At 51.1% G+C, this 14,296-nt stretch carries 15 protein-coding genes; 5 read left to right on the top strand and 10 right to left on the bottom strand.

The features are described from left to right. Positions 1 to 50 precede the first annotated feature (50 nt). The 7 genes from sdhA to metF all read right to left on the bottom strand — a co-directional run bounded on the left by sdhA (position 51) and on the right by metF (position 8,775). Entirely contained in the window at positions 51 to 1,814 is a 1,764-nt protein-coding gene (gene sdhA, locus Q9J79_RS01250; RefSeq protein WP_301911349.1) for a succinate dehydrogenase flavoprotein subunit, read from the bottom strand. A 2-nt stretch (positions 1,815 to 1,816) separates the two neighbouring features. Beyond that, positions 1,817 to 2,158 carry a succinate dehydrogenase, hydrophobic membrane anchor protein gene (gene sdhD / locus Q9J79_RS01245; RefSeq protein ID WP_301911350.1) on the bottom strand — a complete coding sequence of 114 codons (342 nt, stop codon included), beginning with the start codon at positions 2,156 to 2,158 and terminating at the stop codon, positions 1,817 to 1,819. Beyond that, positions 2,152 to 2,529, bottom strand: a complete 378-nt coding sequence (gene sdhC, locus Q9J79_RS01240; RefSeq protein WP_301911351.1) for a succinate dehydrogenase, cytochrome b556 subunit — start codon at positions 2,527 to 2,529, stop codon at positions 2,152 to 2,154. Before sdhC ends, sdhD begins: the two co-directional genes overlap by 7 nt. 285 nt (positions 2,530 to 2,814) lie before the next feature. Continuing rightward, a complete protein-coding gene (locus Q9J79_RS01235; protein WP_301911352.1) occupies positions 2,815 to 4,218 on the bottom strand; it encodes a dihydrolipoyl dehydrogenase in 1,404 nt (467 codons plus the stop codon). 251 nt (positions 4,219 to 4,469) lie between these two features. After that, positions 4,470 to 5,207: a redoxin family protein gene (locus Q9J79_RS01230; protein WP_002221128.1), complete on the bottom strand. Its 738-nt coding sequence runs from the start codon at positions 5,205 to 5,207 to the stop codon at positions 4,470 to 4,472. Between the two features lie 277 nt (positions 5,208 to 5,484). Then, the gene (gene metE, locus Q9J79_RS01225; RefSeq protein ID WP_301911354.1) at positions 5,485 to 7,761 is read right to left on the bottom strand and encodes a 5-methyltetrahydropteroyltriglutamate--homocysteine S-methyltransferase; all 2,277 of its coding nucleotides are present in this window, start codon (positions 7,759 to 7,761) and stop codon (positions 5,485 to 5,487) included. 135 nt (positions 7,762 to 7,896) lie between these two features. Then, positions 7,897 to 8,775, bottom strand: coding sequence for a methylenetetrahydrofolate reductase (gene metF / locus Q9J79_RS01220; RefSeq protein WP_002217399.1), 879 nt, complete (start codon positions 8,773 to 8,775; stop codon positions 7,897 to 7,899). Between the two features lie 198 nt (positions 8,776 to 8,973). Here metF and Q9J79_RS01215 point away from each other — a divergent pair, with 198 nt between their 5' ends. Both Q9J79_RS01215 and ykgO read left to right on the top strand, forming a co-directional pair. Beyond that, on the top strand, positions 8,974 to 9,249 hold the full coding sequence (locus tag Q9J79_RS01215) for a type B 50S ribosomal protein L31 (RefSeq protein ID WP_002217400.1): 276 nt from the start codon (positions 8,974 to 8,976) through the stop codon (positions 9,247 to 9,249). Next, positions 9,249 to 9,374 (top strand): type B 50S ribosomal protein L36, encoded by a 126-nt coding sequence (ykgO, locus tag Q9J79_RS01210; RefSeq protein ID WP_002213788.1) that lies wholly within the window; start codon positions 9,249 to 9,251, stop codon positions 9,372 to 9,374. Before Q9J79_RS01215 ends, ykgO begins: the two co-directional genes overlap by 1 nt. A gap of 105 nt (positions 9,375 to 9,479) precedes the next feature. Here ykgO and Q9J79_RS01205 read toward each other — a convergent pair whose 3' ends face one another. Beyond that, positions 9,480 to 9,680: a protein MIGRI gene (locus Q9J79_RS01205; RefSeq protein WP_301911356.1), complete on the bottom strand. Its 201-nt coding sequence runs from the start codon at positions 9,678 to 9,680 to the stop codon at positions 9,480 to 9,482. A gap of 134 nt (positions 9,681 to 9,814) precedes the next feature. Between Q9J79_RS01205 and metX the strand changes: the two genes are divergently transcribed. The 3 genes from metX to Q9J79_RS01190 all read left to right on the top strand — a co-directional run bounded on the left by metX (position 9,815) and on the right by Q9J79_RS01190 (position 12,485). After that, positions 9,815 to 10,954 carry a homoserine O-succinyltransferase MetX gene (metX, locus tag Q9J79_RS01200; protein ID WP_301911359.1) on the top strand — a complete coding sequence of 380 codons (1,140 nt, stop codon included), beginning with the start codon at positions 9,815 to 9,817 and terminating at the stop codon, positions 10,952 to 10,954. Beyond that, positions 10,951 to 11,532: a methionine biosynthesis protein MetW gene (gene metW / locus Q9J79_RS01195; protein ID WP_301911360.1), complete on the top strand. Its 582-nt coding sequence runs from the start codon at positions 10,951 to 10,953 to the stop codon at positions 11,530 to 11,532. Before metX ends, metW begins: the two co-directional genes overlap by 4 nt. A gap of 116 nt (positions 11,533 to 11,648) precedes the next feature. After that, the gene (locus tag Q9J79_RS01190; protein ID WP_301911361.1) at positions 11,649 to 12,485 is read left to right on the top strand and encodes an NMB0938 family lipoprotein; all 837 of its coding nucleotides are present in this window, start codon (positions 11,649 to 11,651) and stop codon (positions 12,483 to 12,485) included. 47 nt (positions 12,486 to 12,532) lie between these two features. Here the strand turns inward: Q9J79_RS01190 and efp are convergent, their stop codons facing one another. Beyond that, positions 12,533 to 13,093, bottom strand: coding sequence for an elongation factor P (gene efp, locus Q9J79_RS01185; RefSeq protein WP_002219406.1), 561 nt, complete (start codon positions 13,091 to 13,093; stop codon positions 12,533 to 12,535). Between the two features lie 42 nt (positions 13,094 to 13,135). Further along, the gene (gene earP, locus Q9J79_RS01180; RefSeq protein ID WP_301911362.1) at positions 13,136 to 14,284 is read right to left on the bottom strand and encodes an elongation factor P maturation arginine rhamnosyltransferase EarP; all 1,149 of its coding nucleotides are present in this window, start codon (positions 14,282 to 14,284) and stop codon (positions 13,136 to 13,138) included. Between the last annotated feature and the right edge of the window lie 12 nt (positions 14,285 to 14,296).

The raw sequence follows: 14,296 nt of genomic DNA, 5'->3' as shown, positions 1-14,296 counted from the left end.
TATGGTTAGGTTTCAGACGGCCTTTGAGGCGAAGGCCGTCTGAAAACGCATCAATAAACGCGCTTGGCCGGTTTGATGTATTCCACGCTCAAAGGCTTGGTGTGTACCGGTTTGTAAGACAAGGTGTTGGTATTTGAATGATACAGGGTGTGTTTCATCCAATTTTCGTCATCGCGCTCAGGATGGTCGTCTGAAGCGTGCGCGCCACGGGATTCCTTACGCGCTTCGGCAGACACCAAAGTCGCTTTCGCCACTTCAATCAGGTTGTCCAATTCCAAAGCCTCGATACGCGCGGTATTCCACACTTTGCTCTTGTCTTTGATTTCGGTACGTTTCACGCGCTCGGCAATCGCCATCACCTGTTTCACACCTTCCGCCAAAATCGCATCGGTACGGAACACGCCGGCGTGCAGTTGGACGGAGCGTTGCAGTTCGCGGCGCAGCGCATCGACGTTTTCGCCGCCGGTTTGGTTATCCAAGCGTTCAATACGTTGGCGGGTCAGCTCGCCCGCATTTGCAGGCAGGGGTTTCCAGCCGTTTTGTTCTTTGATGAATTTAATCATACTGTCGCCGGCGGCTTTACCGAACACCACCAAGTCCAGCAGGGAGTTCGTACCCAAACGGTTCGCACCGTGTACGGAAGCACAGGCGCACTCACCTGCGGCATACAAACCTTTTACAGGCACTTCGTACTCGCCGCCTTGCGGCACAACGACTTCGCCGTGGTAATTGGTCGGAATGCCGCCCATCATATAGTGGGTAGTCGGCACAACCGGAATCGGGTCTTTAATCGGATCGATACCGGCAAACTGAATGGAAATCTCGCGGATGCCCGGCAGTTTTTCCATAATTTTTTCTGCGCCGATATGGTCGATTTTCAGCAAGACGTGGTCTTTGTTTTTACCGCAGCCGCGACCTTCATAGATTTCCATTGCCATCGCGCGTGAAACCACGTCGCGAGAAGCCAAGTCTTTCACCGTCGGCGCATAACGTTCCATAAAACGCTCGCCGTCAGCGTTCAACAGAATACCGCCCTCGCCGCGTACGCCTTCGGTAATCAATACGCCCGCACCCGCCACGCCGGTCGGGTGGAATTGCCAGAATTCCATATCTTCCAACGGAATGCCCGCACGGGCACAAATGCCCAAACCGTCACCGGTATTCATATAGGCATTGGTAGAAGAAGCATAAATACGACCGCCACCGCCGGTAGCAAACATCACAGCTTTAGCGTGGAAAATATAAACTTCACCGGTTTCCATTTCCATGGCAGTCACACCGACGACGTCGCCGTTTTCATCACGAATCAAATCTTGCGCCGTCCATTCCACAAAGAATTGTGTATTGGCACGGACGTTTTGTTGGTACAAAGTATGCAACATCGCATGACCGGTACGGTCGGCAACCGCACATGCACGTTCTACCGCACGTTTACCGTGTTCAGCAGTATGACCGCCGAAAGGACGCTGATAAATTTTGCCGCTTTCCACGCGGTCAAAAGGCATGCCCATGTGTTCCAACTCAATCACCGCTTCAGGTGCAGCGCGACACATAAACTCAATCGCATCTTGGTCGCCCAGCCAGTCGGAACCTTTCACGGTATCGTACATATGCCAGTCCCAACGGTCTTCCTGCACATTACCCAGCGAAGCGGAAATACCGCCCTGCGCCGCTACGGTATGCGAACGGGTCGGGAACACTTTAGACAAAACGGCACAATTCAGACCGGATTTGGATAATTGGAGGGCTGCGCGTAAACCTGCACCACCACCGCCGACAATCACGGCATCAAACTTGCGAACAGGAAAACCCATACTTACCCCCAGATTACTTTAACTGAATATACCAAGCAGCCGACCAACCAAACTATGGTGGCAACTTGTAAAAACAAACGCACGCCGAAAGGCTTAATGTAGTCCATCCACAAATCGCGGATACCTACCCATGCATGCAGGAATACGGCCAAAAAGCTCACTTGGGTAAACACTTTCACCCAAGTTTGATTGAAAAACGCCTGCCATGCCGAATATTCTTTAGGCAGGGAAAATAGAACCACTAAAAGTGCAACGGTATAAATCAACATAATAACCGCAGTCGCACGTTGCATTGCCCAATCGCGCAAACCGTAATGGGCACCGGTCAATTTACGTTCTACCATAACAACGCTCCCAAAACGACAGTCAAAACCAATGCAGAAGCAAATACGGCTTTAGCGGTATTGCGCGCAGTATTCAGCTCAAGGCCTTTGTGTGCATCCAAAAATAAAAAGCGGATACCGGCAAGGGAATGGTGCAGATAAGCCCACAATACGCCGATTAAAACCAGCTTGACCAAAGGATGGGAAATAATGGCACGGTAAGTTTCAAATGCAGATTCTTGACTTAGGGTGCCGGACAGGAAATACAGCAGGAAAGGCAGCATAATAAACAGCCCGACCCCGCTGATGCGGTGAAAGATGGAAACTATCCCGGGTATCGGCAGACGGATGTTCGGCAAATCCAGATAAACAGGACGCGGTTTGACAGACATAGTCAATTCCTCTGTAGTTATATATCGACTCAAAAACCGTAAACCCATTGCTACACTGGGTTACATAAACGTTAATTTACCTGTTTTATCTCATTTTGAACAGTGTATTTTAAAAACAAACTGATAGATTTTGACAAACACGCGTGGAAACAGCAGATTAAAAGAAAGATTTTTAGTTTTGCCGCTCCCTTCCCGACACGGTATCAGCATCCGACCTCCAACCCCATCCCCAAAAATAAAATGCCGTCTGAAAAAATTTCAGACGGCATTGTTTTGCCATATCGGTCAGGCTTTCAATTTCGCATCGGCATCGCGCAACGCGGTACGCAGACCTTCCTCGATAACAGGATGGTAGAACGGCATATCCAGCATTTGCGGAACGGTCATCTCCATTTGATGTGCCCAAGCCAACAGGTGCGCCAAATGTTCGGCGGCAGGGCCTACGATTTCCGCACCGATGAAGCGGCCGGTTGCTTTTTCGGCATACAGACGCATATGGCCTTTGTTTACCAGCATCACGCGGCTGCGACCTTGGTTTTTGAACGACACTTCGCCGATGACAAATTCGTCTGGCTGATATTGCGCGGCAACCTGCGCGTATTTCAAACCGACGAAGCCGATTTGCGGACTGGTGAACACCACGCCGATGGTGCTGCGGCGCAAACCGCCGCCGATATTCGGATAGTGGCCCGCGTTGTCGCCGGCAATCTTGCCTTGGTCGGCGGCTTCGTGCAGCAGGGGCAGTTGGTTGGACGCGTCGCCCGCAATAAAGATATGCGGAATGCTGGTTTGCATGGTCAGCGGGTCGGCAACGGGTACGCCGCGCGCATCTTTTTCGATATTGATATTTTCCAAACCGATATTGTCAACGTTCGGACGGCGGCCTACGGCTGCCAGCATATATTCGGCAACAAATACGCCTTTTTCGCCATCCTGCTCCCAATGGACTTCTACATTGCCGTCTGCGTCGAGTTTGACCTCGGTTTTAGCATCCAAATGCAGTTTCAATTCTTCGCCGAACACGGCTTTCGCCTCGTCTGAAACGACGGGGTCGGAAATGCCGCCGATGATGCCGCCCAAGCCGAAAATCTCGACTTTCACGCCCAAACGGTGCAATGCCTGACCCAGTTCCAAACCGATAACGCCCGGCCCGAACACGGCAACGCGCTTAGGCAGCGTATCCCATGAGAAAACGTCGTCGTTGATAATCAAACGGTCGCCCAAAGACTGCCACTGCGGCAGGATGATGGGACGCGAACCGGTAGCAATCACGAAACTTTTTGCCGTGATTTGGGTATGGTCGTCGATTTGGACGGTATGCTCGTCGATAAATTTAGCCGAACCCATGATGCGTTTGTCGGCAGGCCATTCTTCCACATCGGCAACGACAAAGCCGACAAAACGATCGCGCTCGGATTTGACGCGCTGCATGACTTCTTTGCCGTTGACGACGATGCTGTCTTTGTCCAAATGCACGCCGAACGGGTCGGTATGCAGTGCGTGATGGCGCGCCTCTGCGGCGGCAATCAAGAGTTTGGAAGGCATACAGCCCACGCGCGCGCATGTTGTGCCGAACACGTTGTTTTCAATCAGATAAACATTGTCCGAATGTAAACGGGCATTGCGAAACGCACCCATACCGGCAGTACCGCCGCCGATTACGACGACATCTGCTTGAATTTTTTTCATAATCTTTGTCCTTCTTTATTAAGCGTCCGAAGCAGCATCAGCGTGATGCGTATCAGGTTTTCAGACGGCTTTTAATAAACTATCGACAATATAAAACCAATAGCCATTTTAAAAGTTTCGATTTAAAACAATAATCTCAAATTCTACTTGTAAATATAGAGTTATTCAGAACGACCATGTAGCGTATCGTCTGAATAACTCTATTTTTCTGTTCAGACAGCTTCGTTCAAACCGTCTTAAGCATCAGGCAATTAGTTTTTAGCCAAGTAAGCTTCCAAATCTTCGCTGCCGCCGATGTATTTGCCGCCGATGAAAACTTGAGGGGCAGTCATCTTGCCGGTAATGGCGCGAACGGAAGTAACGGTTGCATCTTTGCCCAATACGATTTCTTCGTAAGACAAACCTTTGTCTTGCAAAGCTTGTTTGGCTTTAGCACAGAATTGGCAGCCGGGTTTGGTAAAGATAGCAACAGACTCTTGAGCCTTCCAATCGGGAGCAACGAATTTCAGCATAGTATCTGCATCGGATACTTTGAACGGATCGCCCGGTTCTTCCGGCTCGATGAACATTTTTTCAACCACGCCGTCGTTAACCAGCATGGAGTAACGCCAAGAGCGTTTGCCGAAGCCCAAGTCTTCTTTACCGACCAACATACCCATACCTTCGGTGAATTCGCCGTTACCGTCAGGAATCATGTAGATGTTGTCTGATTCTTCTTCGGCAGCCCAAGCGTTCATCACGAAAGTATCGTTTACAGATACGCAGTAGATTGCGTCAACGCCGTTTTCTTTGAACGCGCCGAACAATTCGTTGTAACGCGGCAGGTGGGAAGAAGAACAAGTCGGGGTAAATGCGCCGGGCAGAGAGAATACGACTACTTTTTTGCCTTTGAACAAATCATCGGTAGACACATCTTTCCAAGTGTCGCCGACGCGGGTACGGAATACTACGGAAGGTACTTTTTGACCGGTACGATCTTGCAAAGCCATTTTGAGCTCCTTAATAGATAGGTTTGAGAAATAATTGTGAATCGCTGGGCATTCTACCCCAAGCAAAATGATTTGTATAATTTATAGTTCAAATAATATAAATTATTTAAAACTATCGAATACAACTCTGGTTTGCTGTTTCCAATATATAAAGTCAAATTGGAGGAATACAAGCTGCAATGAGAAAATTTCCCGGCAACTGCACCCTTGCGCCGCAACTCAGGGCAAAATGCCGTCTGAAGGGCTTTCAGACGGCATTTGTTCATACGGTTCCGGCTTATTTCGCCAATTCGGCACGCAGTTTGCGGGTTACGTTCATCATCACTTGGAGTTGCTCCAGGGTTTCTTTCCAGCCGCGTGTTTTCAGGCCGCAGTCAGGATTCACCCACAGACGCTCAACCGGCACAACTTCGATGGCTTTGCGCAACAGGTGCTCAACTTCGGCTTCAGTCGGTACGCGCGGGCTGTGGATGTCGTAAACGCCCGGGCCGATGTCGTTCGGGTATTTGAACTTGCCGAACGCGGTCAGGAGTTCCATATCGGAACGTGAAGTTTCGATGGTAATCACGTCGGCATCCATAGCTGCGATGGCCGGCAGGATGTCGTTGAACTCGGAGTAGCACATATGGGTGTGGATCTGAGTGCTGTCTTCACAACCGGCAGAGGACAGGCGGAAAGATTCGCCGGCCCAGTTCAGGTAGGCATCCCAATCAGCACGTTTCAAAGGCAGGCCTTCACGGATGGCAGGTTCGTCGATTTGGATGACTTTGATGCCGGCTTTTTCCAGATCCAATACTTCGTCGTTCAGGGCCAGTGCGATTTGTTTGCACACGGTAGAGCGAGGAATGTCGTTGCGGACGAAAGACCATTGCAGAATAGTTACAGGGCCGGTCAACATGCCTTTCATCGGGCGTTTGGTCAGGCTTTGCGCATAAGTGGACCAGGCCACGGTCATGGCTTCAGGACGGCTTACGTCACCGAAGATGATAGGTGGTTTAACGCAGCGTGAGCCGTAGCTTTGTACCCAGCCGTATTGGGTGAATGCAAAACCGCTCAACAGTTCGCCGAAGTATTCGACCATGTCATTACGCTCGGCTTCGCCGTGTACCAGTACGTCCAAGTCCAGTTTTTCCTGCTCTTCAACCACCAAGGCAATTTCTTTTTTCATCGCGGCTTCGTAATCGGCGGCAGACAGTTCGCCTTTTTTGAAGGCTGCGCGTGCTTGACGGATTTCGGTAGTTTGCGGGAAAGAACCGATATTGGTCGTCGGCAGCAGGGGCAGGTTCAACCATGCTTGTTGCGCTTTGATGCGGTCGGCAAACGGTGATTTGCGTTGGTCTGCGTTGGCAGGCAGGTCGGCAAGGCGTTTGGCAACGTCTGCACGGTGGATTTCGCTGCTGTTGGCACGGGAGTCGGCGGCAGCTTGGCTGGCGGCCAGTTCTTCGGCAACAGAATCACGGCCTTCGTTCAATGCGGCTTTCAGAACGCGCAATTCTTGGGTTTTTTGCAGGGTGAATGCCAACCAAGAGTACAGGTCGGGTTTGTTGGCTTTCAGTTTTTCTTCAACTGACAAGTCAAACGGGGTGTGCAGCAGCGAGCAAGAGCTGGAAATCCACAAACGCTCGCCCAGTTTGGCTTGCAGCGGCTCAACGGTTTCCAAAACTTTGTTCAGGTTGGCGCGCCAAATGTTGCGGCCGTCGATAACACCGGCAGACAGGACTTTGTCGTAATCGGCAAATGCGTCCAGTTGCTCGGGCGCGCGTACCAAGTCGATGTGCAGGCCGTCAACAGGCAGGGCTTTCAGCAATGCGGCGTGTTCAGCAACAGAACCGAAGTAAGTGCTCAACAAGATTTTGGCGTTGACTTTGCTCAAAGTAGCGTAAACGTCTTTGTAGGCTTCCACCCATTCTTTAGGCAAATCGACAGTCAAAGCAGGTTCGTCGATTTGAATCCATTCGGCACCGGCTTCAACCAAAGCGTTCAGGATTTCAACGTAAACGGGCAGCAGTTTTTGCAACAGGCTCAGGCGGTTAAATTCGACTGCGCCTTTTTCTTTACCTACCCACAGGAAAGTCAATGGGCCGACGATGGTCGGTTTGGCTTTCAGGCCCAAAGCTTGGGCTTCTTGCAGCTGTTGAACGTAGTGTTTGGCGTTGGCTTTGAATTCGGTATCGGCGTGGAATTCAGGCACCAAGTAGTGGTAGTTGGTGTCGAACCATTTGGTCATTTCGATAGCAAATTGGTCTTTGTTACCACGCGCCAGTTGGAAGAATTGTTCCAAAGACAGGTTTTGGCTGTCGAAGCCGAAACGGGCAGGGATGGCACCGGTGGCAACTTGCAGGTCGAGGATGTGGTCGTAGAAAGTGAAATCGCCTACAGCAACGTAATCAGCGTTGGCAGCAGCTTGGTGTTTCCAGTTTTTCTCGCGCAAGTCTTTAGCAACAGCCAGCAATTCTTGCTCGCTGATTTCTTTGCGCCAGTATTTTTCTTGTGCGAATTTCAATTCGCGGAAGGCACCGACGCGTGGGAAGCCTGAAAAATGTAATGTTGTCATGTTGAACTCTCCAGTTGGATTTTGTAAGGACCGGTTCGATCCGAATCGGCCGGTATTGTAAATCAGAATGGCTAGGATGGGGCGGCGTTTTGCTTTTCAGACGGCCTCGGATGCCGTCTGAAGCCGTTTTCAGCTTTAAGGGCGCACGCCCAAAATATGGCAGATGGCGTAAGTCAGCTCGCTGCGGTTAAGCGTGTAAAAGTGGAAATCTTTCACGCCTTCGCGGGACAGGACTTTGACCATATCGATGGCGATACTGGCGGCGACGAGGTTGCGCGTGCCTTGGTCGTCGTCCAAACCTTCATACATTTGCGACAGCCAGCTTGGGATTTTGACGTTGGTTACTTGCGCCATTTTACCGAGCTGCTTGAAGTTGGTAACAGGCAAAATACCGGGGACGATTTCCACATCGATACCCAACATCACGCAGCGGTCGCGGAAGCGCAGGTAGCGTTCCACATCAAAGAAAAATTGGGTGATGACGTGGTTCGCGCCCGCATCGATTTTGCGTTTCAGATTAATCAGGTCGGCTTGTGCGGATTTGGCTTCGGGATGCACTTCGGGATATGCTGCCACAGAGATGTCGAAGTCGGCGACGGAGCGCAGGAGTTTGACCAAGTCTTCGGCATAAAACGGTTTTTTCTCATAACCGGGCGGCTCGTCGCCGCGCAGGGCGACAATGCGGCGGATACCGCTGTCCCAATAATCTTTGGCGATTTGGCGCAATTCGTCGGGGGATGCGTCGATGCCGGTCAGGTGCGGGGCTGCTTCCAAGCCGGTTTCCTGTTTGATGCGTTTGACGATGCCGTGCGTGCGGTCGCGTTCGCCGGAATTTGCGCCGTAGGTTACGGATACGAACTTGGGATGCAGGGTTTGCAGACGGTGGATGGAATCCCACAGCATCGTTTCCATTTGTTCGTTTTTCGGCGGGAAAAATTCAAACGAAACGTTGATGTCGCCTTTCAAGTCGGAAAGACTGTTGTTTAACGCATTGATTTCTTTTGCGTAATTCATATCTGCATACCTTCGTTATCTTTTATATGATGTTTCAGGCGGTATGATAAGGTTGCACCGAATATGAGTCAATTTCAAAATTTTCAGGTTTATGATGAAAATTTTTAATATTTAGCAAAAACCATACGCTTTCCTTGTGCAAGCCTTCTAAATTATGGTAGAGTTTGTTATGTTATAACAATCCAACTAAGGCAATATATGAAACCGAATATCCATCCCGACAATTACCGAACCGTCCTTTTTTTCGACAGCAGCGCCAATGAAGGCTGGCTGATTCGTTCTTGCGCTGAAACACACGGAAAAACGATGGTTTGGACAGACGGCAAAGAATATCCGCTGTTTTCGCTGGATACTTCTTCCGCATCCCATCCCGTCTATACCGGCAAGCAGCGCAACGTCAACACCGAAGGACGCGCCAGCAAGTTCAACCAACGTTTCCAATCCGTAATGTCATCGTTTAGAAAGGACAAATAATGCAGGTTCTGTCTTCGCTCAAAACCGCCAAACAACGCCACCGCGACTGCCAAATCGTCAGGCGCAGGGGCAAAGTGTACGTCATCTGCAAAAGCAATCCGCGTTTTAAAGCGCGCCAACGCTGACCCCCTGCCCTTCCTGCTTCGGTTGTAAAGCCCCTCCTACCGAAAGCCCTTTTCAAATATGCCGTCTGAAACATAAAAATAGCGTTTCAGACGGCATTTTTTCCGTCAATACGAATCCGGAATGTGTTTGAAATACAGCATAAACAGATACCAAAACAGCGTTGCGGCGGCCGCACCGAGCAGTACCCATGCGCTGATTTTGGCGACTTCGCGCAGGGCGCGTTTCTGCCTGCGGCTGAAGAGGCGGTTGATAATCAGCGCGGCAAGTGCGAAAAAGAAAAAAATACGGAAAAGTCTGCCTATCATATCGGGAAGCGGAAAGTATGGTTCGGGCGCGGCGGTTGGGGGGTCGACGCGTCGGGCCGCCTGCCCGACCGTGTCAAAAAGTCATGCCGTTTGCGATATAATAACGCTTTTCGCCGCATTTGTTGGAACAGGATATGAGTCAAAATGCCTCGGTGGGCATTGTAACGCCCCAAAAAATTCCGTTTGAGGTGCCGCTGGTTTTGGAAAACGGTAAAACTTTGCCGCGTTTCGATCTGATGATTGAAACCTACGGCGAGCTGAATGCCGAAAAAAACAATACGGTTTTAATCTGCCACGCGCTGTCGGGCAACCATCATGTTGCAGGCAGGTATTCGGCAGAGGATAAATATACGGGCTGGTGGGACAATATGGTCGGACCCGGCAAACCGATTGATACGGAACGTTTTTTCGTGGTCGGGTTGAACAATCTGGGTGGCTGCGACGGCAGCAGCGGGCCTTTGTCGATTAATCCTGAAACGGGCAGGGAATACGGCGCGGATTTTCCGGTGGTTACGGTGAAGGACTGGGTAAAATCACAAGCCGCGCTTGCCGATTATCTCGGCATCGGGCAATGGGCGGCGGTTGTCGGCGGCAGCTTGGGCGGTATGCAGGCTTTGCAGTGGGCGATTTCCTATCCCGAACGCGTGCGCCACGCCTTGGTGATTGCCTCCGCGCCGAAACTGTCCACGCAAAATATCGCGTTTAATGATGTAGCACGTCAGGCGATTTTGACCGATCCCGATTTCAACGAAGGACATTACCGCAGCCACAATACCGTTCCTGCACGGGGCTTGCGGATTGCCCGCATGATGGGACACATCACTTATCTTGCCGAAGACGGTTTGGGCAAAAAATTCGGACGCGATTTGCGTTCCAACGGCTATCAATACGGTTATGGCGTTGAATTTGAAGTAGAATCCTATCTGCGCTATCAGGGCGACAAATTCGTCGGGCGGTTTGATGCCAACACCTATTTGCTGATGACCAAAGCTTTGGACTATTTCGATCCTGCGGCGGATTTCGGCAACAGCCTGACCCGCGCCGTGCAGGATGTTCAGGCAAAATTCTTTGTCGCCAGCTTCAGCACCGACTGGCGTTTCGCGCCCGAACGTTCGCACGAACTGGTCAAGGCACTGATTGCCGCCCAAAAATCCGTGCAGTATATCGAAGTCAAATCCGCACACGGGCACGATGCCTTTTTAATGGAAGACGAAGCCTATATGCGTGCGGTCGCCGCCTATATGAACAACGTTTATAAGGAATGTCAGCAATGAACCTGCGCGATGATTTGCAACTGATTTATGACCGGATACCCGAAGGCAGCCGCGTCTTGGACTTGGGCTGCGGCGACGGCGAACTGCTTGCCGCCTTGGTCGAACACAAAAAATGCAGCGGCTACGGCATCGAAATCGACACCGACAGCGTGATTGCCGCGATGTCGCGCGGCGTAAATGTTATCCAAGCCGATTTGGAAGAGGGTTTGACCGCATTCAACGATCAGAGTTTTGATGTGATTGTGTTGAGCCAGACCATCCAAGCGATGCAGAATACCGAAAAAATCCTGCGCTGCCTGATGCGCGTTGCCAAACAGGCGATTGTCAGCTTCCCGAATTTCGGCTACTGGCGCAACCGCGTCCAAATCGCACTCGGTGGACATATGCCGGTTTCCGAACGTATGCCCTACCATTGGTATGACACGCCCAATATCCATTGGTGCACGCTCAAAGACTTTGATTTGTTGTGCGCCAAAAACAACATCCGCGTGCTTGAGCGCGCCGTCATGGCGGGCAACAGACAGGTCAAACATTTCCCCAACCTTTTGGGCAGCCTTGCATTTTACCGCGTCGGGTAAGACAGGTTGAGAACCTTGTCGGCAATAACGGGTTCTTCGGTTCTATTAACAACAGGCCGTCTGAAAAATGAAACGTCAGGTTTTCAGACGGCCTTTTTAATACTGGAAACAATAGAATGAAAAACAAAACCTCATCACTTCTCTTATGGCTTGCCGCAATCATGCTGGTCGCGTGTTCCCCGAGCAAAGAAGATAAAACGAAAGAAACCGGCGCATCCGCCGCTTCGTCCTCCGCGTCATCAGCTCCTTCCCAAACCGATTTGCAACCGACCGCATCCGCCCCTGATAACGTCAAGCAGGCAGAAAGCGCGCTGCCGTCAAATTGCACCGGCCTGCACCCCGCCTCCGGCATTGACGATCTCATGCAGCAAATCGCCGAACACATCGACTCGGACTGTCTGTTTGCCCTTTCCCATCACGAACTGGAAACCCGTTTCGGCTTACCCGACAGTGGCTATAACAACATACAGCGGCTGCTGTTTCCCGACATCCGCCCTGAAGATCCCGACTACCATCAGAAAATCATACTGGCAATTGAAGACTTGCGTTACGGAAAGCGCACCATCAGCCGGCAGGCACAAGATGCCTTGATGGAACAGGAACGCCGCCTCCGAGAAGCGACGCTGTTGCTGACACAGGGCAGCGAAGAAACCCGCGGGCAAGGCGAGGAGCCGAAACGCACGCGTTATTTTGAAGTTTCGGCAACCCCTGCCTATTCGAGCCGGCACAACAACGGACTTGGCGGCAATTTCCAACACATCAGCCAATTGCCCGGCTATCTGAAAATACACGGAGAAATGCTTGAAAACCAATCACTCTTCCGGCTGTCCAACCGTGAACGCAATCCCGACAAACCGTTTTTAGACATCCATTTTGACGAAAATGGCAAAATCACGCGTATTGTCGTTTACGAAAAAAACATCTACTTCAATCCAAACTTGGGGCGAAGATAAAAAAATGCCGTCTGAAACGTTTTCAGACGGCATTTTTCAGCAGGGCATCAGGCGCGTTTGCGGAATTCGCCGGTACGGGTATCGATTTCGACTTTGTCGCCGTTTTCGATGTAAGACATCACTTGGATTTCAGTGCCGCCGACCAGACGCGCGGTTTTCATCACTTTGCCGGAAGTATCGCCTTTAACGGCAGGCTCGGTGTACTCAACTTCGCGTACGATGATGGTAGGCAGTTCTACGGAGATTGGGTTGCCTTCGTAGAAGGTTACTTCGCATTGGTCTTCCATACCGTCAACGATGAATTTCAACGCGTCGCCGATGTTGTCGGCTTCGATTTCGTATTGGTTGAATTCTTCGTCCATAAAGACGTACATCGGGTCGGCAAAATAGCTGTACGTACAGTTTTTGCGGGACAGGATGACCACGTCGAATTTGTCGTCGGCTTTGTAAATGGTTTCGGAAGCCGCGCCGGTCAGCAGGTTTTTCAGTTTCATGCTGACTTTGGCGGAAGAGCGGCCGCCTTTGATGTATTCGGTTTTTTGAACGACCATAGGATCGTTGCCGACCATAAATACATTGCCGGCGCGCAGTTCTTGTGCTGTTTTCATTGTGATTTTCCAATCAAATCGGTTGTCGTAAAACGCGCTATTCTAGCGTATTTTTTGATGCTTTGAAACAAAGGCGGCGAGTTTTTCGGATGCGGAAGGCTGCCCGAAAAGATAACGGCTCCAATCCTCCGTGCCTTGCCGCCAGCCGTTTTGATGTTGTTGCAGGGTTTGCCAACATTCGAGGCGTTGCGTGGCGGATAAAGCCTCTCCGCCGTTGAGGTCGTCTGAAAGGCGGCGGTGTGCCGATGCGGTTTCGGGAGAGTAGAAACCGTGTGCCTTATCCCAAAAGGCGTGGAGTTTGTCGAGATGGACATGCTCGTCTTGCGGGTAGATGTGCCAAAAGAAAGGTTTTCCGGCAAGCTGGGCGCGCACGAAACTGTCTTCGCCGCGGATGACGGCGCAGTCGGCGAGGTGCAGCAGTTGGTCGAAATCCTGTTGTGGCACGAACGGGATTTTGACGAGGCGGACGGATGCCGTCTGAAAAACATCGCCGTCGTTTTGTAGGGCATTTTGCGGAATAACGCCGCTTTGTTTGAGGCTGTCGATAATTTGCGCCCCCGCCAGCAGCAGGGTTAGCGGGCTGTCTGCCTGTTGCCACATGTCCAGCCACTTTGCCCAAATATCGCTCCGATAGCCGAAAAGCAGCCATTCGGGCGCGTTTTTTTCGGGAAGCATCAGCCGCTGACGCAGGGCTTCGGTATTGAAACGGACGGCATCTTGGTAATCACGTTCGCGTATCAACCCGCCGCTTTTTTCGCTGAAACCCATAAACCAAAAATATTTTTGAACGCCCTCCTGCGGCGAAGGCATCAGGTGCAGCCTTTCATTGCTTTCTTCCGCGCTCAAATATTCCCAATTCAGCCAAAGCGGTTTGTGTCGGCGGATGATGTGCAGCACATTTTCAGACAGGTCGCAGGCGAAAGTTTCGATGACGACATCGGGAACAGGCGCGGTATCAATATCTGCCGCATCGGAATGCCAAGTGCGGACATGAATATCCTGATGAACGCAGGGAACATCGGGCAAATCAGGGCAAAGCGTACGCAAGGCGGACACGTTGTCCGTCCACAAATGCACCTGCCAACCGAGTTCACGGTGCAAAACACGGGCGAGCCGCCACGAAACGCCGATGTCGCCGAAATTGTCGATGACCTTGCAAAAAATCCAACAGACAAAAGGAGGAGTATTCATAGAAATAACGGA

Origin of the sequence: Neisseria viridiae, from assembly GCF_962747995.1 — a bacterium.
Classification (GTDB): Bacteria; Pseudomonadota; Gammaproteobacteria; order Burkholderiales; family Neisseriaceae; genus Neisseria; species Neisseria viridiae.
This window is presented reverse-complemented; position numbering and strand designations above follow the sequence as displayed.

Excerpts from the sequence above, each read along its gene's own strand:
- sdhC (WP_301911351.1), bottom strand. The coding sequence starts at position 2,529 with ATGTCTGTCAAACCGCGTCCTGTTTATCTGGATTTGCCGAACATCCGT.
- metE (WP_301911354.1), bottom strand. The coding sequence starts at position 7,761 with ATGACAACATTACATTTTTCAGGCTTCCCACGCGTCGGTGCCTTCCGC.
- earP (WP_301911362.1), bottom strand. The coding sequence starts at position 14,284 with ATGAATACTCCTCCTTTTGTCTGTTGGATTTTTTGCAAGGTCATCGAC.
- metW (WP_301911360.1), top strand. The coding sequence starts at position 10,951 with ATGAACCTGCGCGATGATTTGCAACTGATTTATGACCGGATACCCGAA.
- Q9J79_RS01205 (WP_301911356.1), bottom strand. The coding sequence starts at position 9,680 with ATGATAGGCAGACTTTTCCGTATTTTTTTCTTTTTCGCACTTGCCGCG.
- metX (WP_301911359.1), top strand. The coding sequence starts at position 9,815 with ATGAGTCAAAATGCCTCGGTGGGCATTGTAACGCCCCAAAAAATTCCG.
- Q9J79_RS01190 (WP_301911361.1), top strand. The coding sequence starts at position 11,649 with ATGAAAAACAAAACCTCATCACTTCTCTTATGGCTTGCCGCAATCATG.
- sdhA (WP_301911349.1), bottom strand. The coding sequence starts at position 1,814 with ATGGGTTTTCCTGTTCGCAAGTTTGATGCCGTGATTGTCGGCGGTGGT.
- ykgO (WP_002213788.1), top strand. The coding sequence starts at position 9,249 with ATGCAGGTTCTGTCTTCGCTCAAAACCGCCAAACAACGCCACCGCGAC.
- Q9J79_RS01215 (WP_002217400.1), top strand. The coding sequence starts at position 8,974 with ATGAAACCGAATATCCATCCCGACAATTACCGAACCGTCCTTTTTTTC.
- Q9J79_RS01235 (WP_301911352.1), bottom strand. The coding sequence starts at position 4,218 with ATGAAAAAAATTCAAGCAGATGTCGTCGTAATCGGCGGCGGTACTGCC.
- efp (WP_002219406.1), bottom strand. The coding sequence starts at position 13,093 with ATGAAAACAGCACAAGAACTGCGCGCCGGCAATGTATTTATGGTCGGC.
- Q9J79_RS01230 (WP_002221128.1), bottom strand. The coding sequence starts at position 5,207 with ATGGCTTTGCAAGATCGTACCGGTCAAAAAGTACCTTCCGTAGTATTC.
- sdhD (WP_301911350.1), bottom strand. The coding sequence starts at position 2,158 with ATGGTAGAACGTAAATTGACCGGTGCCCATTACGGTTTGCGCGATTGG.
- metF (WP_002217399.1), bottom strand. The coding sequence starts at position 8,775 with ATGAATTACGCAAAAGAAATCAATGCGTTAAACAACAGTCTTTCCGAC.